Genomic DNA, 20443 nt, shown 5'->3' on the forward strand with positions numbered 1-20443 from the left:
TGAATATTTTGGATAAATATCACGTCGTAACGTATAATAGAGAAGAACATGCATGTCCCTTCAGCGCTTACATCGTATGAAAGTGGACAGATGCTCAGATCAGTAGCTAAGAAATGGGGGCGAGACGATGTTAGTTGTGACGAATACCATTCGTATTAAGGAAGGACATGGCCAACAAGTGGCTGCACGCTTTGCTCAGGCGAAAGGTGTACAGCAGATGCCGGGCTTTGTTCGGCTGGAAGTATGGCTTGGAGCGGGCAAGGAAGGCGAAGAAGAGTTGAAGGTATGTACACTGTGGAAGGACGAGACATCCTTCCGAGCATGGACCTCATCTGATGCTTTCCGCGAATCGCATCGCGGGTCGGGAGATCTGAAGGAATACATGCTTGGTGCTGCGTTGAATCAATATGAACTTGTCGTATCGCATCAAGCTGATTAATCTCAACATGGCTGTGCCCGTCTAAACAAGTTCCAAATGGAACGTAATGATGTTAGTATGAAAGCGTACCATACCAGATATGGAGGGTGAGCTGCATGCATACGAAGCAGAGTCTTATAGCTCAATTGAAGAGGATGGACATCCGTCCCCAAGGGACCTTGCTCGTCCACTCTTCGATGAAACAGATCGGAGACGTGGAAGGCGGAGCTGACACCGTGTTGGATGCTTTATCAGAGTACATGAAGGATGGGCTGTTGGTTCTGCCAACGCATACTTGGTCTACTATCAATGCAGATAACCCGCGTTATTACGTTGAAGACACTCCTGTCTGCGTCGGTATTCTGCCAGAACTGTTTCGCAAGCGTCCAGGTGTTGTGCGTTCGTGGCATCCTACTCATTCGGTAGCGGCGTTAGGTGAAGATGCTGCATCGTTTATAACGGGGGACGAACGGTTTGATACACCGGTTGCTCGCGGCTCTGCTTGGGGCAAGCTGCTGGACCGAGAAGCGCAGATTCTGCTTGCAGGTGTAGACTTGACGCGAAATACCATTATTCATGGCATTGAGGAATGGGAAGACATACCCGGTCGCTTGACGGAAGACCACGAGAGGTTGATTACTGTGCTGCCTGATGGAACAGAGATTGAAGTTCCTTCACGCCGTCATTCTCTTTCCTCGCACCATTACTTTGGTAAGCTGGAAGAGCTGCTGGAGAGCAGAGGAGCGATTCAACGGGGCAGATTCGGTGATTCGGATGTATGGATATGTGAAACGGGATGGATGGCGGAGCTCATATCGCGTTTGCTGGAGCTTGATCCGGACCTGTTCTCGAATCCGCAGCCTCTGAAGGAAGAGCTGATCAGCCGCTTTCGTGTGCCGAATGAATACTAACATCAGAACTGCTGTCATATAGAGCTAGTACATACTTTGTTAAGACGGCGCAGTCTGCTATAGAACAAGACCCGGTCCCATATAAGGGATCGGGTCTATTGCTATATATTCGGCTCAGCAGAATCAATCGCGCGGATAGACCAGCCCGATCTGGCGTCGGGCTTCTTCCATTATGCGCGTCGTCTCTAATGACACCGCATGCGGGACAAGCGGTGCTTCAGTCAGCCCTTGTTCGATCGAGTCTGCGAAGTGTCGAATTTCGTAAGCCATAATAGGAAGCTCACAAGTATAATCCAGCACCTGCGGCTCCTTGCCTCTTAGATGAAGCACAAGCTGCTGTGGGGTAGAGATTCGATCGATCAGAATGGTGCCTTGTTCTCCTTGAATCTCACTCGGCAGATAGGAATCCGTGATCTTTGAATGGGAGATGAGTGCATCCATCTCCGGATATCCTAGTGTGAGCAGACCGTTGCCGTCTACACCAGTGGATAGTTTATAGCCCTTCGCGTGAATATTCTCGGGAGCGCCAAATAAGGTCACTAGCGGATTGATGCAATATACGCCGATATCCATCAATGAGCCGTTGCCGAGCTCCGGCTTAAAGGCGTTCAGCACTTCTCCTCGTTTGAAAGCATCATAACGAGAAGAGTACTGGCAGTAAGAGAATACAGCCCGGCGAACCGGACCTATGCTCTCCATAAGAGAGCGGAGTTCTGCCATCGCTGGCAGGCAAGCGGGCTTCATCGCTTCCATCAGCAGCACTCCATGCTGCTTGGCCGCTGCAATTAACTGCTGAAGCTCACGTACATTCGTCGTGATTGGCTTCTCGCACAATACATGCTTGCCGTGGCGCAGAAACAGCATCGCTTGCGGCGCGTGCACAATGTTGGGAGTAGCGATATAGATGGCGTCCAGCTCGGGGTCGGATGCAAATGCGTCCAAGTCGGTATACGTCCGTGCAATCGCATGTTTGCTGGCAAATGAAGCAGCGGTGTCGGTTAAGCGTGAATATACCGCCGCAATATGAACATTGTCGACAACTGCCGCCGCATGAACGAATTCATCAGCAATCTTATTCGTACCAATCATTCCAAAACGTATCATAGAGGATCCCGCCTTTGATGTACTTTTATGTAGGATGTTGCTATTGATTATACCAGAGTATGAGGTTAGGGAGGCATATTCATACATGGTTCATCACATAAATGAAATAGCTGAAGAGATATGAAAACGTTCATATCATTAATGGTGGAGCCTGCTATAGTAGTGATTAGTGGTTTTTTCCAGCGATCTTTCTTGTGCAGTTTCTGAAGAGGCCAACCTTTTTCGGAAAATATAGGGTATAATAAGAAGTTGAGGGACAATGGAAGGATAGGTTCCGTTGGTTTTAAAGTGTTAGTCATAATTAGGCGGCACTGTAAATAAAATGTAATGTTGCGGGTCATAATATCGCTTATGAACCGTAAGCATGGTTTGGTATCTGCAAGCGCACATAAACGGCATACGGCTTGTCGCATGATGAGCACAGTATGCTTGTTAAGGGATTGTAGGAGGGACTGTCATGTATAATCGAAAAAATGCGGTAGAGGATATCCCAGAAGTGAGTACTGCGATATGGTCATGTGAAACAGATGGATGCAAGGGCTGGATGAGAGATAATTTCTCCTTCCAGGAAGAACCCACTTGCCCGTTATGCAACTCGCCGATGATTAAGGGAGAAAAGATGCTGCCGGTACTCGTCAATTATAGTGATCTGAAGACTCACCAGAAAGGCGATTAAACGTCGCAAGGGGTTATGTTGCGGACAAGCGATGATTCGATCGCTGCCAATAAGAATTAAGGGCGCGACCCATGGGTCGTCGCCCTTAATTTCGTTTTCGGCCTTGTACAGTGAAAGTATCGTCTTTATGAGGGAATGCGCGAGGTACTTGCTTGATCTGATGCGTGACATGATCCACCTCGTACCCTTCTTTGATATATAGATCCGTTACTTCCATCTTGAATTTGTATGCACACTCTGTGCATAAATAGCCGCGTTTAATTTCTTTTTCACAAAAATAGCATGGATATGTGAGATTGGGATAATCATACACGTACAGCTTACCTTCGTTAATATAGTAAATAAGCTTCTTAACCGGAACTTCAGTCGCTTCACTGAGTTCTTCGAGCGAGCAATCGGGGTTAGCCCGCAGATGGGCGGAGCAACGTTCCAGTTCTGTGCGGATAAATACAACACAATCCGGGCAGTAATTAGAATATGTAATTTGAAATACCTTCTTGCATCTCTCACAATGACCCACATTTAAGTTCACAGCTTCTGCACCTCGTGGAATGATCTAGTAACTTTACATATAGTTTCAGTATACAACATATAACGGACAAGTTTATCCCTATTTTTAGCTTTTGATTAGAAGAGGTGGCGATATTATGCCAAGTTGGCTGTTGTTTGCCTTGTTATCTGCTGTTATGGCAGCGATGGTGTCCATATTCGGCAAGCTGGGTCTGCAGGGGGTCGATCCGAATACAGCGACGACGATTCGATCCGTTATTATGATGCTGTTCTTGTTCGGTGTGCTGGCCTTTCAAGGCAAGCTGGCACAGATCGGTGATGTGCTCGCCAATAAGAAAGCGATGCTGTTCATCGTTCTAAGCGGCGTAGCGGGTGCGTTATCGTGGCTGTTTTATTTTATAGCGATTCAGAAGGGCGATGTGGCCAAGGTTGCTCCGATTGATAAGTTCAGCGTCGTGCTGGCTGTCGGCTTTGCTATATTGTTTTTGGGCGAGAAGCTATCCTTCTGGGGATATATCGGCGTGGGTCTGATTGCGCTAGGCGTGCTGATCACAGCGATTGCCTCATAAGTCAATGAAGAAACGACCTTACTCTAGTTGAACTGGGAGCGAGGTCGTTTCTTTCATGTCTATTCGCTTGGCGCTATGCCGTAGCGGCTGCGCAACTTGGCTGCGGTTTCGCGCACTTGCGCGGGTTCGGGCAGCCAGAGGCTGGCGGCGGCAGCGGCCATGCCCTCTGCGGTCTGCCGCGCGTGTATGACACGCTTGACCGCGTCGGCGAACAGGCGCGCGGCGTCGGGGCCGAGCCCGGTTAGCTCGTCCAGGCTGGCGGTGCTGCCTTCCGTCACCAGCGGGTGATTTCCCGCCGCGCTTGGCCGCACCTCAGACGGCTCCGCATCGCCTGCGCCGGTCGCATCACGCGTGTCCGCCGCCGACGTGCCTTGGCCGCGCTCACTCGCAGCTCGGGCATAGAAGTCGCGCACGAACCGTGCGCTGTCCCGGCCCGAGCCGCTGCAGATCACAAAGGCCTGCACGATGAACGCATGCGACTGCCGTCGCTGGGCGATTCCGCAGAACTTCAGGCCGTTGATGCTTAGATCGTAATCGCCAGGGCAATACGCGCCTGCGATCTCACCCTTATCCACCTCGCGGCCTGTTGCTTCTAAGGCCGCCCGAATAAGCTCGTACATCCGCTCGAAGTCGCGATGAAAATGAAGATCCCCCTGGCTCGTCTTGGGCAGGATAAGCGACAGGTTGACCACGCCTAAGTCAAGCGGGACGGCGGCGCCGCCAGAGCTGCGCACCGCCGTTTCGTAGCCGAGCGACTGCAGCCATTGCTCGGCTTTGGCGGCGTGGGGCAGGCGGCTGTCGCGCTGCCCCATGACGAAGGCGCGCGGATGCCGCCAGAGATGGCAGATCGCGGGTCCGCCTTGACCAGTCCGGCGGCACAGCATTTCATCCAGGGCAAATGGATACAGCACATCCTTTTCCGTGAGATCATTTGTGCGATCCAGCACCAACATACGCTCATAATGTTCCATGGTTACGCTCCTCCGCAAATCATTTCAGTTGCCAACATGGTAGCACGTTAAATCTTAACCCACAACATATGACCATCCATCTCTCGGTACCGTAACAGGAATTTACCCCGTTACCGCGTCCGCCGTGCCTACCTTTTCGGCTGTAACGGGTAAAAACCCCGTTATCTCCCGCGCATCACTCTGCACCTAAGCCGCAGTAAGTCCGTAACAGGTAAATACCCCGTTACCGCACCCATCGTGCCCACTTTTCCGGCTGTAACGGGTAAAAAACCAGTTAGCGGGTTCGAATGGCACCGAGAGAGTATCTCACAACAAAAAAAGCCCTTATTCAGTAACTCTTCCCCAGAATACACGGGGGAGGCACTGAATAAGGGCACTATCCTATGTCTCGTTGAAAGCTGCATCCACAATCCCGGCTCAGGCTAAAGGGATTGTGGATGTGCCGCTATTTCCGGACACTCAGTGGAACCGCAGACTCTACACCTGACGCTCCCGTACTCATCCCAGCTGCAGAACCCGCGACAAACGCCTTTGCAGCTGGCTCAGCTGCAGAAACCGCAGCAGACGCCCCTACATTTGGCCCGGTCACCGAACCGGCCAAGAACGCCTCTGCGCCTGGCTCGACCACAGAACCCGCAGATCTGCGGCTAAGTGAATAGGCGGCGCAGCCCAGCGCGGTCAAGGCGATTAAGCCGCCGACCCACGGATTGTTCGCTACCGAGCTCTGCTTGATGACGACGCTGCCGATAAGCGATCCACCTGCAATGCCCAGGTGCATCATAGATGAATTCAAGCTCAGCTGAATGTCCGAAGTATCCGGCGCAATCTTCATCAGATACGTCTGCATCGCAGGCGAGAGTGACCAACTGAGCCCGCCCCAGACCATCATGAAGGCGAGAAATACGTAGAACGACACCTGTGAAGCAAGCATCAGGGAGAACATCGACATGGAGAAGCAGGTAACGATCGTTAGAATCGATCGTGTCGTTCCCCAGCGGTCAGACACCAAGCCGCCAATACCGCCGCCAAGTACGGCCGCGATTCCAAACAGGAAGTATACCACGCTCATCATACTAGGACTGATGCTGAAGGTGGACTCTACATATGGCGTCAGATAAGCGTACAATGTCAAATGACCGGTTAACATCAATAAGCCGATAAGATGTGCGCTTATAATCTTCTTGTCTCTTAACGTCGATAGCTGCTTCCGCAGCGGTACGACCGGGTTAGGCGCGGTAGGCTTTATCATCGCCGCGATGCCGATCATAGCCAGCAGGCTAAGGAAAGCGATGACGAGAAATGGCGCCCGCCAGCCATACGCATTGCCAATGACCAAACCGATGGGCACACCCAGTACGAGCGATCCGCTGATGCCCATATAGATGATACCGATAGCCCTTCCTTTATGGGAATCAGGCACAAGCTGCGCAGCCATCGTAATGGACAACACGACGATAACAGATCCGCTCATAGCGGATAAGGCGCGGGCTGACAGGATCAGCACATAGCTGGAGGTAAATGCGACAATCAAGTTGGATATCAGGAATAGAGTCATGGCATATAGATACAGCCGCTTCCGATCCATTTTAGAAGTCAGATTCATGATGATCGGACCCGATACAGCGAAGGAGATCGAGAAGATCGTGATGAACAGCCCAGCTGAGCTGACCGAGATGTTGAGATCCTCAGCGATCAGATTCAGAATCCCGCCGACGATCAATTCAACCATTCCGACCACGAAGGCCGCAATAGCCAGTATAAATACACGAATATTCAAATAAACACATCCTTAATGCAAAAAAAAGATATTGCCATTATAGTAGCCTCTTTTTATTTCTGCAACCGAGTGGTTAAGTAATGATCACCTGTAAAAGAGTGGCTAAGTTAGGATTTCTTGATCCCGATGGTATATTTCCACCCCATTGTAATAATCAAAATAGAGTAGATGTTTCATACTCTCGCTAAGGCCGAAACCCTTATGGGATATCGTACAGCCGCCTGCTGCAGCGATCTGCGTGTTGGTACTTGCCGTTCAGAAGCAAGCCCATGCTTATGATTTGAATCAGGTTCGTCCACGACGAAGATTGACGGTAATATTTGGAGAACATATTATCGCTATAGCAACTATTTATGGGGGTTTATCATGAATCCTGAACCATTGCTCGGCTCGATGATCCATTATGCAGAACGCACAAGAGGATATCTAAATAACGATCACATACAGCCATATGCTTATGCCACTTCTTTATGTTTTTAGGCTATTATATTCTACTCGTTACATTACCGATCTTTGTCATGGACAGTCTGCACGGCGGACAAGAGCAGGTCGGCTTGATTATGATAATCTTTGTGTTCACTACTGTCATCTTTCGTCCCTTAGCAGGAAAATGGTTGGATGATGGCGACAAGAAGAAAATAATGTTGGTCGGACTTAGTGTATACTTGATCTGTATGTTATTATACTCATTTGTTCACAGTTACGAGGTAATGCTCGCTTTTCGACTGGTTCACGGCATCGGCTCGGTATTTCGACGACCGCAACAGGAGCCATTGCAGCGGATCTTGTACCGACGCCGCGCAAGGGTGAGGGTGTAGGAGTTGGTACAACCACCGCCGTCGTCGTTCCCATAATGCGTTTCAACATGCGGGGTAACCGCATATGCGTGAGTATGACAAGAGGCCGTTACGATCGCAGTGATCGCGACGGCCCTTATACTATTTATTGGTGCTCTTCTGCTTGCCTGGCAGTTTGTCTGAGGGTGTTCCTTTTCCATAATGCTTATGGTTAAGCTCTTGCTTGCGCTGTGTATCATGCACCTTATCGACAAATTCACGGGTACTGTCCATGGGCGGCCTCCTTTACATGTACTCGCAGATCTTTAGTTCATTCTTAGAATAACCAGCAAGCTCTCAAATCATGAGGATGGTCGGCGTCCTTCACCATGCTTTCGTACCAGCGGAGCGGCTTATAGCTTAGTACCATATGACTGATGTATGTATGAAACGAAGGGCAACTTCAAATATTAACCATTAACTTATAGTAGGGAAGAGGATGGACCGTGACCTTTAGAAGCTTTCTGCAATTGGTCGAAATCAAAACGAAAGCCGCCAGCATCATTCCATTTCTCATCGGAAGCTTGTATGCAATGCTGCGGTTTCACGAATTTCAGGCGGGAAATTTTATACTGATGTTCGTATCGCTGCTTTCTTTCGACATGATGACCACTGCGTTGAACAACTATTTTGATTATAAGCGGGCAATTGAAACCAAAGGCTACGGTTATGTTGTCCATAACGCTATAGTCAGCCATCAATTAAAGGAAAGCACCGTGTTGGCGACGATCATCTCTTTATTTGTCGTAGCGACAAGTGCTGGTATCTTGCTGTATCTGAACACCAATGTGCTTGTGCTGCTGCTTGGCGGGCTTTCATTTATGGTAGGCATCCTGTATTCGTTCGGTCCTGTCGCGATCTCGCGGATGCCGCTTGGCGAGCTGTTCTCTGGGTTGTTCATGGGATTCGGCATTATATTTATCGCTGCCTTTATTCATCTTAAGCCTGAACATATGATGGTATTGATATACCAATATGGATTTGTAGATATCTTCATCAACCTGAAGGAAATACTGCTCATCTTCCTCATCTCCATACCGGCTGTTATCGGCATTGGAAATATCATGCTGGCCAACAACATATGCGACATGGACGAGGATATTATGAATAATCGATACACTCTCCCGATATACATCGGCAAAGCTAATGCTCTGCGCCTGTTCCGTTTGAGCTACATTGTTGCTTACTTGGATTTGGCGGTATATCTGTATTTGCAGGTTTATCCACTGCTGCTCGTGCTTCCGCTGCTGACTGTAGTTCCCGTATGGAAGAATGTAACACAATTTATGGAGAAGCAGACGAAGGCAGAGACGTTCGTGCTCTCTGTCAGAAGCTTTATCGTCATGAACGCGGCGCGCATTGCGCTGCTCCTTGTTGCCATTCTAGTTAGCTAGACGGAGGCGCGCGATCGCGAGCTGATCTGATTCCCAGGTGAAAGATGAATAATTACAGCGGGAAAGCGTGAAACTACAGAGCATATGAACATACCCATTGAAAATGAAGGTGGTCGTAATATGACAGGATCGGCGCTGTTTTTTTATTTCATGGTATATGCATGTGGGGGCTGGCTGCTGGAGCAGGTTTACTGCAAATGGACGACAGGCGTGTATAAACAGGAGGGCTTCTTGCTGGGACCGCTTAAGCCGATGTACGGTATCGCGCCAATAATGCTGATCATGGCATCAGATGCTGGGCTATCCTGGTGGGGGATGCTGCTGCTTAGCTTCTTCATTCCGTCGCTTATTGAATATATTAGCGGGCTTATGCTCGATAAGGTGTTCCACAAACGCTATTGGGATTATTCCGACTATCGGTTTCAGATGAACGGATACGTCTGTCTCAGATTCTCGCTCTACTGGCTGCTGTTGTCGTTAGTCGTTCTGTATATCTTGCATCCTGCTGTTGCGGCTTTTTACGGAAGTATGGAACCGGCTTGGCTGCGCATGGAACCGGTAATGATGATGTATATGGTGGGGGATATAGGGAGCACGCTTCTTCATCGTCGACCAAGACGAGCCGCAGACTTGACCTGATTCAACGATGAAGAGACGAGCCCGACTTCAACGGGAGAGCGCTAATGTACCGCCGCACATCGTTAGCTCTGATGTGCGGCGCTCGCTTTCTCAAATAGATGAAAGCCCTTTACAGCGCCTTTATGCTCAAAACCAGCTCCGCTGTAGAAACGGAACAGGGTATCATTGCTTTCGATGCAGTCCAGACGAATCTGCGGCTTGCCCTCGATGCGGATGCCGCTCTCAATCCACTGCATGACAGCGTTGCCCAGGTCTTGGCCCGCATAATCGCGGTTAATCGCCAGGCGATGGACGTAGAAGGATGGATCGTGCCCGTCGTCTCCCCATAAGTCCAGATCCCAAGGACTTGGTTCTGTTAACAGGATGACCATGGCTGCTGCGATCTTGCCCTGCTTGAATAGGAATACGTCGCCGCGCTCAATGGCGTCGCCGGTCCCGTGAACATCGTGTCCGTCCAGAAGCGCGCTCCATTGGGTGGAACCTTTGCTCTTCAGCCATTTCGCAGTATTCGTGAGGAGCTCCATAATATCGGACGTATCGTCTAGCACTGCTTGATGAACCTCTAATCCATTGTCTAGTTGCTGCTGGATTAATGTATAAGTTCTCATGAATTCATCCCTCCTCTAGATCTATTCCCAGTTATAACCGAATAATCGCATAAAGACAAGCGCGTTCCGAATGCTGTACGGGTGTCTACGCGAATAGGCCCCATATACAAAAATGCGAAGAATCCTCCATCTTACAAAGGACCCTTCGCACTCTTACATGCTGCATATAGATTGAATTGCCGCTATCTTATACCCTTTATACCCAACCGCGTGCTGTCATTGCGTCTGTTACTCGCTTGATCGAGATCATGTAAGCAGCAGTACGCAGGTCCGTGTCATATGCCGCTGCCATATCACGAACAGCTTCACAAGATCTAATCATGTTAGCTCTTAGCTTCTCAAGCACTTCTTCTTCAGACCAGTAGTAGTTGTTCAGGTTCTGTACCCACTCGAAGTAAGATACCGTAACGCCGCCCGCATTAGCCAAGATATCAGGAATAACGGTGATGCCGTTATTGTTCAAGATAACGTCAGCTTCCGGTGTTGTTGGACCGTTAGCAGCTTCTGCAATGATGTTGGCTTTGATGTTTCCAGCGTTCTCTTTCGTGATGACATTTTCAAGTGCTGCTGGAATCAAGATATCAACAGGTAGCTCCAACAGCTCGCTGTTGCTAATGATATATTGAGGGCCGTAGTCTGTAAGCTCGGAATGATCTTTCAGATGCTCAGCGCGGCTAACATCTAAGCCGTTCGGATCATAGATACCGCCGCGGGAATCGCTGACTGCTACAATCTTAGCGCCCATGTCATTCAGGAGGCGAGCTGCGATGCGGCCTGCGTTGCCGAAGCCTTGGATCGCTACAGTCGCACCTTCGATTGGGAGGCCTTTATCAGCCATTGCACATTCAATAGCATAAACACAGCCTTGTGCTGTAGCAGCGTTGCGTCCAAGCGATCCGCCAATAATAAGCGGCTTGCCTGTAATAACGCCTGGTGAATAATGTCCTTTCAAACGGCTGTAAGTGTCCATCATCCAGCCCATGATTTGTGGAGTAGTATATACGTCTGGAGCTGGGATATCCTTCTCCGGACCTACAATATCTGCTATAGCTTCCATGAATGCCCGGCTAACGCGTTCAAGCTCTGCTTTGCTAAATTCTCTAGGATCACAAATAACGCCGCCTTTGCCGCCGCCGTAAGGGAGGCCGACAACTCCGCACTTGAAGGTCATCCACATGGATAATGCTTTAACTTCATCGAGAGTAACGCCTGGATGGAAACGAATACCGCCTTTAGTTGGACCGATTGCATTGTTATGTTGGGAGCGGAAGCCTTCGAATACGCGAACTGAACCATCATCCATACGCACAGGGAAGCTGACGGACAGTACACGCTTAGGTTTCTTCAATATCTCTGTCACATGCTTAGGCAGTTGTAGCTTTGCCGCTGCAGCGTCCACCTGACGTTGTGCATTTAAATAAGGGTTCAACGAATCATCTGTAGTTGTGTTATGTTGTATCATATCCACTCACCTATCCTTCTAAATTGGTACAAAACGCTTGCTAATTATTATAAAGAGATGATTGACATTTTTAAATGGCTTTTGTGTATTTTATGTATAAAAATCACAATATACACTGATAAAAAAAATCCATGAGCGCTTGAAACACGAGGATATTAGCCGTAAATTATGGAAAAACCCATTATGCAAACGTATACATCACTATGAGGATTTATTCATTCGCTTAAATTATGGGTAAACGTGTAAATACTGAAAAAATACAAAAAGTCCGGTTCTCATCGAGTGCGTAACTCTACGAGACCGGATCTTGTTATGGCTAGCCCACTGGGCGCCGGAACCAAGACGGCGTTGAGCGGATAGCAGGTGCTGGCGTGCTTCTCAACTGCATGATGGCATCGATCGGATCCCGCTCAGTGCCTGAATGCTCTTGCTCTACGGCTTGGCGCATCTGCTTGAGCAGTTCTGGTTGTGCTGTGAAGCGGGACAAGCATTCAAGCAAGGATGGAACATCTTCTGCTTGGCAGGCAAGTCCGGTCTTCAGCAGATAGGAGATGTTATCCTGCTCTTGACCAGGCAACGGTTTATAAATGATAAGCGGCAGGTGCTGGGCTATCGCTTCCGCAGTTGTAACACCGCCTGATTTCGTAATCATCACATCAGCCATCGCCATATATTCATGCATGTTATTGATGTATCCTTTAATATGCACGTCGAGCGACACCTTCTCGCTCCAATGCTGAAGCTGACGCTGAAGCTTGTCGTTGCGACCGCACACGACGACGATCTGCAGGTCTTTGGTCCAAGCGGCAGACTCCATTGCGTGCAATATCGCCGGATCCAGCAAGCCGCAGCCGCCTCCCATGAGAAGGACAGTTAACTTCTCTGTGTGCAGCCCGTGCTGAACGCGAAGCTCCTCTTTATTATAAGCGTCATAGAAGGCAGGCCGTACCGGGATTCCGGTAACCACAATCTTGCTGCTGCGTATTCCTTGATGCTCCAGCTTCTGCTTAGCATGCTCGGATCCGACCAAGTACATATCTGTACATGGATACAGCCAGAAGCTGTGATCCGTATGATCGGTAATGACTGTCGCAGTTGGACAGTTAATGATGCGGCGTTCTTTCAATTTAGAGATTGCAGCGCTCGCGGCTGGAAATGTGCTTACAACGATAGTTGGATCTGTCTCACGAATGAGCTTGGCCAGCGGGCGCAAGCTTGTTAGGCGCACATTCTTGATGAATTGCGCCAGCTTGCGATCTTTCCGCATCCATTCGAAGAGTGTGCCGTACATGCCAGGGAAGTGCTTGAGCCATTGTACGAAGCAATAGGAGCCTACCATGTGAAGATGTGGCGCCATCTGTTCCAAATAATTTACGATTTGTACCTCTATATGATTGCCGTAACGTTTCCGCATTGATTCTTCAATTGCACTAGCAGCTTGTACATGACCATGCCCGAGTGAACCGGTCAGTACCAGTACTTTGGTTCTGTGAGTCTTGTCTGTTAGCGTCGTCCACCCGAACATACTCCACTCTCTCCTTGTGTTGTGTCTTTTGTTTAATCGTCAAGTCTGCATGGCTTATACTCTCATTTTATGAAATGGATGACTGTGGTAAAACCGACCCTGGATTGGTATTTGAACTAGACTTTCGTCGAGTACTTTTCGGTGAAGTTGTTACATAAACGGAGAGCAGGTATATGGAATGGAATGAATTCAACGGGTATACAGGAAGAGAAGCGCCAATATTCACAGGTGTCGTCAAGGCTATTGATAGCATTGAGGGTAGCTAGTCGATTGATACACTTTGTAACCACATCTTTAAAGCCATACTTATCTGTATCTATTATATAGAGGAATGATGAAATGTAAACCTATTTATGGAAAAATGGTATAATAGAACCCATTTCACAGAATGCGCTTGACAATAAACACTATTACAAAAGTTAAAATGCCTTATAAGTCAAACGCAAGTACAATTGTGATAGAATTCACCCACATTTTCAACAAACTTGTGAAGTTTGAGAAAAAGTTCTCAAATTGCTCAAAGAGAACGGGCAAGTGTGTGATAATTGTCACAACGATGAAGTGACTTTTTTGACAGAATGATGATGGGTCACGAGCAACACTCTTGATCTTCCGTTATACAGGCTAATACCGCCGACCGCAGGTTTCGATGGTCACTGAAGCAGGCGGAAGCGGCCACTTAGCTTGACATAGCATGTAAATATGGAAAATGGTACTAGTATGAGAAAGGTGGGGGATTACGGATGGATGTAGTTGAACTGTCCCGTATTCAATTCGCAGCGACGACGATATTTCACTTCTTCTTCGTTCCGTTGTCGATCGGATTGGCGCTGCTCATCGCCATTATGCAGACGATGTATGTCGTCAAAGGTGAAGAGCAGTACAGAAAGATGGCAAAGTTCTGGGGCAAGCTGTTCCTGATTAACTTTGCTGTAGGTGTAGTAACAGGTATTATTCAAGAATTCCAGTTCGGTATGAACTGGTCGGACTATTCTCGCTTCGTAGGAGACGTGTTCGGGGCGCCGCTTGCAATTGAAGCGTTGGCTGCGTTCTTTATGGAATCCACGTTTATCGGTTTATGGATATTCGGTTGGGATCGTCTATCGAAAAGAGTGCATTTGGCCTGTATCTGGTTAGTCGCGTTAGGGACGACGATGTCAGCCTTCTGGATTCTGGCAGCGAACTCTTTCATGCAGCATCCAGTCGGATATGAAATTGTTGATGGCCGCGCACAGATGAACGACTTCTGGGCACTCATTACCAACGGTCAGGCACTTGTAGAGTTTCCGCATACCGTATTGGGCGCATTTGCGACAGGCGCATTCTTGATCGCAGGTATTAGTGCGCTGCGCTTGATGCAGAAGAAGGATGTTGCCTTCTTCAAAAAGTCATTTAATATCGCTATCGTAGTAGCTTTGATCTCGTCAATTGGTGTTGCGCTTTTTGGTCACCAGCAAGCACAGTATCTGGTTGATACACAGCCAATGAAGATGGCTGCGGCAGAGGCCTTGTGGACGACGAGTGAAGACCCTGCGCCATGGACGGTATTTGCTAAGATTGACACAGAAAAACAGGAAAACAGCATGGAGTTACAGATTCCATATGCACTGAGCTTCCTTTCTTATAGTAAATTCTCCGGTGAAGTTATCGGGATGAAGGAACTGCAAGCGGAATATGAACAGAAGTATGGTCCAGGTGATTATATTCCTCCGGTTAAGACAACATTCTGGAGCTTCCGCATCATGGTTGTAGCAGGTTCGCTTATGATCTTGTTGGCTATGTACGGTGTATATATGATGGCTCGCAAGAAGATTGATCAGATTAAGCCTTGGTATTGGAAAATGATGGTATTTGGGATCTCCTTGCCGTTCATCGCGAATACAGCCGGTTGGATTATGACAGAGATTGGTCGTCAGCCTTGGACGGTATTCGGCTTAATGACGACAGCAGACAGTGTCTCTCCTAGCGTTACTTCAGGTGAGGTGTTATTCTCCCTGATCGCATTTACAACGATCTATACGATTCTATTAGTTGTCATGCTCTATCTGTTCGTTAAAGTGATTAAGAAGGGTCCAGATGCGGTGGATCATGATCACGCTGCAGAAGTAACGACGAACGATCCGTTCAGTAAGGGAGGTCAGAATCTCCATGTTTGAGTTGAGTGAACTGTGGTTTGTCCTTGTCGGTGTGTTGTTTGTTGGATTCTTCTTCTTAGAGGGATTTGACTTCGGTGTAGGTATGTCGACATTATTTTTAGCGAAAAATGATGGAGAGAAACGCGTATTAATCAACTCCATCGGCCCGTTCTGGGATGCCAATGAAGTGTGGCTCCTGACAGCGGGCGGCGCGATGTTCGCCGCATTTCCACATTGGTATGCGACGATGTTCAGCGGTTTCTATATTCCGCTCGTCGTGCTGCTGCTTGCGCTTATCGGACGCGGCGTAGCGTTTGAATTCCGTCACCAAGGAAGCACTGCAGCATGGAAGAAGACATGGGATATCGTCATCTTCATCGGCAGCATATTGCCGCCGTTCCTGTTTGGTGTCGTGTTCGCAACCTTTGTGCAAGGCTTGCCTATCGATCAGAATATGGAGATGCATGCCGCATTCTTCGGTGATATTGTAAATGTATATACTGTCCTTGGCGGTGTCGCAGTTACGTTGCTCTGTCTTGTACACGGTCTGATGTTTGCGTCCTTGCGCACTACAGGCGACCTGCAGGAACGCGCTCGCAAGCTTGCGAAGCTGTTGTTGGTTCCACTTGCGGTATTGCTGCTCGGATTCGGGCTTATGACTTACTTCAATACAGACTTCTTTGACAGCCGCGGCGCGGTTCTGATTGCGATGGCAGTCCTTGGTGTGATAGCCTTTATATTAGCAGGCTACTTCATGTCCAAGAAGCGCGATGGCTGGGCGTTTGGTATGACAGGTGCTGTGATTGCAATCGCGGTATCTGCAGTGTTCGTGGGCATGTTCCCGAACGTATTGGTTAGCTCTTTGGACAGCGCCTATAACATGACTGTATACAATTCGTCTTCTGGCGATTACTCGCTGAAGATTATGACAATCGTGGCGTTGACGCTGCTGCCATTTGTATTGGGCTATCAGATCTGGAGCTACTTTGTCTTCCATAAACGGATTAACGAGAAGGAGCATTTGACTTATTAATGGATAAATCACTACTTGGATATAAGGGGATCAAGCCCGTCATAGCGGTTCTTGCGTTGCTTACCCTGATTCATAGTGTGTCCATCATAATGCTGGCTAAAGGGCTGGCGGACGCGGTGTCCGCCCTCTTTGCCGGCGATACGCTGCAGGAACAGGCAAATAACATTGCCCTGTTCCTGCTTGCGTTTATCGTCCGTCAAGTGACGGCGCTCCTTATGCAGAAGATTGCCTATCGATTCGCAGAACGAACGGGGCGCGATCTCCGCAAGGAGCTGATGGATAAGCTGTTCCGTTTCGGGCCTCGGGTTGCGAAGCGGGAGGGGACGGGTAATGTCGTAACAATGGTGTTGGATGGCGTGGCTCAGTTCCGTACCTACTTAGAGTTAATATTGCCGCGTATGCTGGGGATGGCATTCACACCCATCATCATATGGATCTATATATTCACGCAGGATAAGATCTCAGCGCTCATCTTAGCGATTACGATACCTATTCTGATCATATTTATGATTCTGATTGGTCTGGCTGCGAAGAAGCAGGTAGATAACCAGTTGAAGTCTTATCGCATCTTGTCCAATCACTTTGTCGATTCGCTGCGAGGGCTGGATACACTGAAGGTGCTGGGTCTAAGCCGTTCTCATAGCGATACGATCGAATGGGTGAGCGACAAGTATCGTTCTGCAACGATGAAGACCTTGCGGTTTGCATTTCTATCCTCATTCGCGCTTGATTTCTTCACGATGCTGTCTGTGGCATTCGTGGCGGTAAGCCTTGGCTTGCGGTTAATTGAGGGTACGATGCTGCTTCCGACAGCCCTCATGGTGCTCATCCTTGCGCCGGAATACTTTCTGCCTGTTCGCATGGTAGGCGCAGATTATCACGCAACGCTCAATGGCAAAGAAGCAGGTCAAGCTATACAGGATCTCATCCGTAAAGCGTCCGAGGTTGAGGTCACAGCTGAACTGCCTGCAGGCATGAAATGGACGAATGATCGTGTTCTTGAGGTACATGAAATAGGGTTAAAGCATGAGGAGGACGGTCCTGCTTCATTGACGGACGTGACTTTCCGCGTGCAGGGATTGAAGAAGATTGGCATCATCGGTGCGAGCGGTGCCGGTAAGTCCACGCTGATTGATGTGCTGGGCGGATTCCTTCGTCCATCTTCAGGCAGTATTACGGTTGATGATGCGAAGCTGGAGACGCTTGCAGATGAAGCATGGCGTGAGCTGGTGACGTACATTCCGCAGCACCCTTATCTATTTAGCGCGACGCTGGAAGACAATGTGCGCTTCTATCAACCGCATGCACGCTCGGATGATGTAGCTCGTGCAATCGAAGCGGCAGGTTTGAAGTCCATTGTAGAGCAATTGCCGGAAGGACTGCACACGGTTGTGGGCAATGGAGGCCGTACGCTGAGCGGAGGACAAGAGCAGCGAGTGGCATTGGCGCGCGCCTTTCTAGGGGAGCGGCCGATTATGCTTCTTGATGAGCCTACTGCGCATTTGGACATTGAAACCGAATATGAGCTGAAGGAGACGATGCTCTCCTTGTTTGAACATAAATTAGTGTTTCTAGCTACGCACCGATTGCATTGGATGCCTGACATGGACATGATTATCGTGCTTCAGCAGGGCAAGGTGGCAGAGATCGGCACGCATGATCAATTAATGCAGCGCCGCGGTGCGTATCATGAGCTGGTTACGACAGAGATGGAGGGATGGCAATGAAACGCGAACGGTGGTTCCGTCCTTATTTCCAGATGTACTACGGGCGCTTCGCTCTAGTCGTCCTTCTAGGTATTCTGACAGTGGCCACGGCAAGCGCGCTCATGTTCACTTCAGGGTATCTGATCTCGAAATCAGCGCTTCGTCCAGAGAACATCCTGATGGTGTACGTGCCGACTGTATTGGTACGGGCTTTCGGAATCAGTCGCTCGGTTATCCATTATGGTCAGCGTTTGATCGCCCATGATGTGATCCTGCGGATCCTCTCTGATATGCGGGTGCGTCTGTACCGTATCGTAGAGCCGCAAGCTTTGTTTATTCGCTCTCGTTTCCGTACGGGCGATATCTTAGGCGCGCTGGCTGACGATATTGAATATTTGCAAGACGTATATATGCGGACGGTGTTTCCAAGCGTCATTGCGCTCGGTATGTATGCGGTTGTTATTGCGGTGTTTGGTTGGTTTGACCTCGTGTTTGCAGGCTTGATGGCGCTGTATATCGGTGTGCTCGTGTTTGTTCTTCCGGGTGTATCGCTATGGCTCATGAAACGCAGCAATCGCCGGGCGAAGCAGGAGAAGAACCGCTTGTATCAGAAGCTGACAGATGCGGTGCTGGGAATGAGCGATTGGGTAATCAGCGGACGGTCTGCGCAATTCGTTGATACGTATGAAGAAGATGAAGCGAGTCTGGCACGAGTAGAGCGCACATTAAGCAACTGGGCGAAATGGCGTACATTTATTGGTCAGCTTGTTGTTGGCTTGATAGTGGTAGCTGTCATCTATTGGTCAGGTGAGCAGTATGCGGATCGGCAGATCGATGTGACGTTGATTGCTGCGTTCGTGCTCGTCATCTTCCCGCTAATGGATGCTTTCTTGCCAGTGTCTGAGGCGATCGAGCGAATCCCGCAGTACAAGGATTCGGTTGAGCGGCTTGTCCGAATCAGCGAGACAAAAGGCGCGGAGGCTGCTGATGGAGGCTATGCTTCCATTGGCGATGCGGAGATTGCGGCGGCACGCGATAATGCGTTCATTCGCGTAGAGCAGGCGCACTACCGCTACGAGGGAGCGAGCGATTGGACGCTGGACGGCGTATCCTTCGACATCGCGCCCGGCAGCAAGATCGCGGTCATCGGCCGCAGCGGCGCCGGCAAGTCGACGCTGATGAAGCTGCTGCAGGGCGCGGTTGCGCCTGGCGGTGGTTCCGTTACGATTAACGGAACACCAGCCTTCGCCATCGGCGAGCGGATGCCGCAGCTGATCAGCGTGCTGAATCAGCGGCCGCATCTGTTTGATACGACTGTGGCGAATAATATTCGCCTTGGTCGTCAGGACGCGACGGACGAAGAGATCCGTCGCGTCGCTGAGCAAGTGCAGCTCAGCGCGTTGATCGAGTCGCTGCCGGAGGGCTATGACACGCCGATGCACGAGACGGGGCAGCGCTTCTCGGGCGGCGAGCGCCAGCGGATCGCGCTGGCACGCGTGCTGCTGCAGGATAACCCGATCGTAATCATGGATGAGCCGACAGTAGGGCTTGATCCGCTCACCGAGCGGGAGCTGCTGCAGACGATCTTCCGCACGCTGGAAGGGAAGACATTGATCTGGATCACCCACCACCTGGTAGGTGTCGAGCAGATGAATGATATTATGTTTATCGAGAACGGCAGAGTGGAGATGCATGGCACGCATGCCGAGCTGATGGAGCAGAATCCTCGCTACCGCGGCCTGTACCGCCTGGATCGACCATTTACCTAATAATACAAGCACAGCAGTTCTGGAGATGTCATCTCCGACCGCTGTGCTTTTTTTGTGTGGATTGAGTGGGGAGCGATCATCACGCTTCACGCTGCGGAGTCAGGTAGAGCCCATTTTGAAGCCGTATAAGTGGTCACCTACGGATTCTGGCTTTGAAGCGGACACAGGAGCCGCTATTTTAGATAAATACGATACATATTAGAGTTTGGCGGACTCAGCGGCCGTTATTCCTTACAAAACGGGGGGATTTCCGTTGATTTCATTGAAATAACGGATCTACGGTCCGCTAGTGAGCCAAAAAAGCGACTTTTGCCGTAAATAAGGGCTCGTGTGTCCGCATACAGCTTGGAACCTCATCGGTGCTTAACAACCTATTGTTGTTATCGTAAGTTTCACGATT

Annotated in this window: 19 protein-coding genes; 11 read left to right on the forward strand and 8 right to left on the reverse strand. The window is 49.4% G+C overall.

What is annotated here, in order from left to right; translation table 11 throughout:
* Positions 1-127: 127 nt before the first annotated feature.
* Positions 128-439 (forward strand): antibiotic biosynthesis monooxygenase, encoded by a 312-nt coding sequence (locus AC3WTP_RS01010; protein WP_492392718.1) that lies wholly within the window; start codon positions 128-130, stop codon positions 437-439.
* A 95-nt stretch (positions 440-534) separates the two neighbouring features.
* On the forward strand, positions 535-1329 hold the full coding sequence (locus AC3WTP_RS01015; RefSeq protein WP_492392719.1) for an AAC(3) family N-acetyltransferase: 795 nt from the start codon (positions 535-537) through the stop codon (positions 1327-1329).
* A 123-nt stretch (positions 1330-1452) separates the two neighbouring features.
* Here AC3WTP_RS01015 and AC3WTP_RS01020 read toward each other — a convergent pair whose 3' ends face one another.
* The gene (locus AC3WTP_RS01020) at positions 1453-2433 is read right to left on the reverse strand and encodes a Gfo/Idh/MocA family protein (protein ID WP_492392720.1); all 981 of its coding nucleotides are present in this window, start codon (positions 2431-2433) and stop codon (positions 1453-1455) included.
* A gap of 457 nt (positions 2434-2890) precedes the next feature.
* On the opposite strand from AC3WTP_RS01020, the gene AC3WTP_RS01025 reads away from it, so the two are divergent.
* Complete coding sequence (locus tag AC3WTP_RS01025; RefSeq protein WP_492392721.1) at positions 2891-3109, forward strand: cold-shock protein; 219 nt, start codon at positions 2891-2893, stop codon at positions 3107-3109.
* An 85-nt stretch (positions 3110-3194) separates the two neighbouring features.
* On the opposite strand, the gene AC3WTP_RS01030 is transcribed toward AC3WTP_RS01025, so the two are convergent.
* A complete protein-coding gene (locus AC3WTP_RS01030; RefSeq protein ID WP_492392722.1) occupies positions 3195-3641 on the reverse strand; it encodes a flagellar protein in 447 nt (148 codons plus the stop codon).
* 115 nt (positions 3642-3756) lie between these two features.
* On the opposite strand from AC3WTP_RS01030, the gene AC3WTP_RS01035 reads away from it, so the two are divergent.
* On the forward strand, positions 3757-4188 hold the full coding sequence (locus AC3WTP_RS01035; RefSeq protein ID WP_492392723.1) for an EamA family transporter: 432 nt from the start codon (positions 3757-3759) through the stop codon (positions 4186-4188).
* A 59-nt stretch (positions 4189-4247) separates the two neighbouring features.
* Here the strand turns inward: AC3WTP_RS01035 and AC3WTP_RS01040 are convergent, their stop codons facing one another.
* Both AC3WTP_RS01040 and AC3WTP_RS01045 read right to left on the reverse strand, forming a co-directional pair.
* Positions 4248-5159, reverse strand: coding sequence for a lipoyl protein ligase domain-containing protein (locus tag AC3WTP_RS01040; protein ID WP_492392724.1), 912 nt, complete (start codon positions 5157-5159; stop codon positions 4248-4250).
* 445 nt (positions 5160-5604) lie between these two features.
* Positions 5605-6936 (reverse strand): MFS transporter, encoded by a 1332-nt coding sequence (locus AC3WTP_RS01045; RefSeq protein ID WP_492392725.1) that lies wholly within the window; start codon positions 6934-6936, stop codon positions 5605-5607.
* Positions 6937-7385: 449 nt separating this feature from the next.
* On the opposite strand from AC3WTP_RS01045, the gene AC3WTP_RS01050 reads away from it, so the two are divergent.
* Positions 7386-7754, forward strand: coding sequence for an MFS transporter (locus tag AC3WTP_RS01050; RefSeq protein WP_492392951.1), 369 nt, complete (start codon positions 7386-7388; stop codon positions 7752-7754).
* A gap of 120 nt (positions 7755-7874) precedes the next feature.
* Here the strand turns inward: AC3WTP_RS01050 and AC3WTP_RS01055 are convergent, their stop codons facing one another.
* The gene (locus AC3WTP_RS01055) at positions 7875-8006 is read right to left on the reverse strand and encodes a DUF4023 domain-containing protein (RefSeq protein ID WP_492392726.1); all 132 of its coding nucleotides are present in this window, start codon (positions 8004-8006) and stop codon (positions 7875-7877) included.
* Positions 8007-8218: 212 nt separating this feature from the next.
* Between AC3WTP_RS01055 and AC3WTP_RS01060 the strand changes: the two genes are divergently transcribed.
* Together AC3WTP_RS01060 and AC3WTP_RS01065 are read left to right on the forward strand one after the other, a co-directional pair.
* Positions 8219-9166, forward strand: coding sequence for a 1,4-dihydroxy-2-naphthoate polyprenyltransferase (locus AC3WTP_RS01060; RefSeq protein ID WP_492392727.1), 948 nt, complete (start codon positions 8219-8221; stop codon positions 9164-9166).
* Positions 9167-9286: 120 nt separating this feature from the next.
* Positions 9287-9805, forward strand: coding sequence for a putative ABC transporter permease (locus AC3WTP_RS01065; protein WP_492392728.1), 519 nt, complete (start codon positions 9287-9289; stop codon positions 9803-9805).
* 62 nt (positions 9806-9867) lie between these two features.
* Here AC3WTP_RS01065 and AC3WTP_RS01070 read toward each other — a convergent pair whose 3' ends face one another.
* From AC3WTP_RS01070 to AC3WTP_RS01080, 3 genes are all read right to left on the reverse strand, one after another.
* Complete coding sequence (locus AC3WTP_RS01070; protein WP_492392729.1) at positions 9868-10413, reverse strand: GNAT family N-acetyltransferase; 546 nt, start codon at positions 10411-10413, stop codon at positions 9868-9870.
* Positions 10414-10609: 196 nt separating this feature from the next.
* Positions 10610-11875 carry a Glu/Leu/Phe/Val family dehydrogenase gene (locus AC3WTP_RS01075; protein ID WP_492392730.1) on the reverse strand — a complete coding sequence of 422 codons (1266 nt, stop codon included), beginning with the start codon at positions 11873-11875 and terminating at the stop codon, positions 10610-10612.
* Positions 11876-12191: 316 nt separating this feature from the next.
* A complete protein-coding gene (locus tag AC3WTP_RS01080; protein ID WP_492392731.1) occupies positions 12192-13400 on the reverse strand; it encodes an MGDG synthase family glycosyltransferase in 1209 nt (402 codons plus the stop codon).
* Between the two features lie 743 nt (positions 13401-14143).
* Here AC3WTP_RS01080 and AC3WTP_RS01085 point away from each other — a divergent pair.
* The 4 genes from AC3WTP_RS01085 to cydC are packed head-to-tail and all read left to right on the forward strand — an operon-like array spanning position 14144 to position 20043.
* Positions 14144-15556, forward strand: coding sequence for a cytochrome ubiquinol oxidase subunit I (locus AC3WTP_RS01085; protein ID WP_492392732.1), 1413 nt, complete (start codon positions 14144-14146; stop codon positions 15554-15556).
* Entirely contained in the window at positions 15549-16568 is a 1020-nt protein-coding gene (gene cydB / locus AC3WTP_RS01090) for a cytochrome d ubiquinol oxidase subunit II (RefSeq protein WP_492392733.1), read from the forward strand. Before AC3WTP_RS01085 ends, cydB begins: the two co-directional genes overlap by 8 nt.
* Positions 16568-18295: a thiol reductant ABC exporter subunit CydD gene (gene cydD, locus AC3WTP_RS01095; RefSeq protein ID WP_492392734.1), complete on the forward strand. Its 1728-nt coding sequence runs from the start codon at positions 16568-16570 to the stop codon at positions 18293-18295. The genes cydB and cydD overlap by 1 nt, the downstream gene beginning before the upstream one ends.
* Positions 18292-20043 (forward strand): thiol reductant ABC exporter subunit CydC, encoded by a 1752-nt coding sequence (gene cydC, locus AC3WTP_RS01100; protein ID WP_492392735.1) that lies wholly within the window; start codon positions 18292-18294, stop codon positions 20041-20043. The genes cydD and cydC overlap by 4 nt, the downstream gene beginning before the upstream one ends.
* The last annotated feature ends 400 nt before the right edge of the window (positions 20044-20443 follow it).

Source organism: Paenibacillus sp. EB106-04-04-XG159, assembly GCF_058791835.1.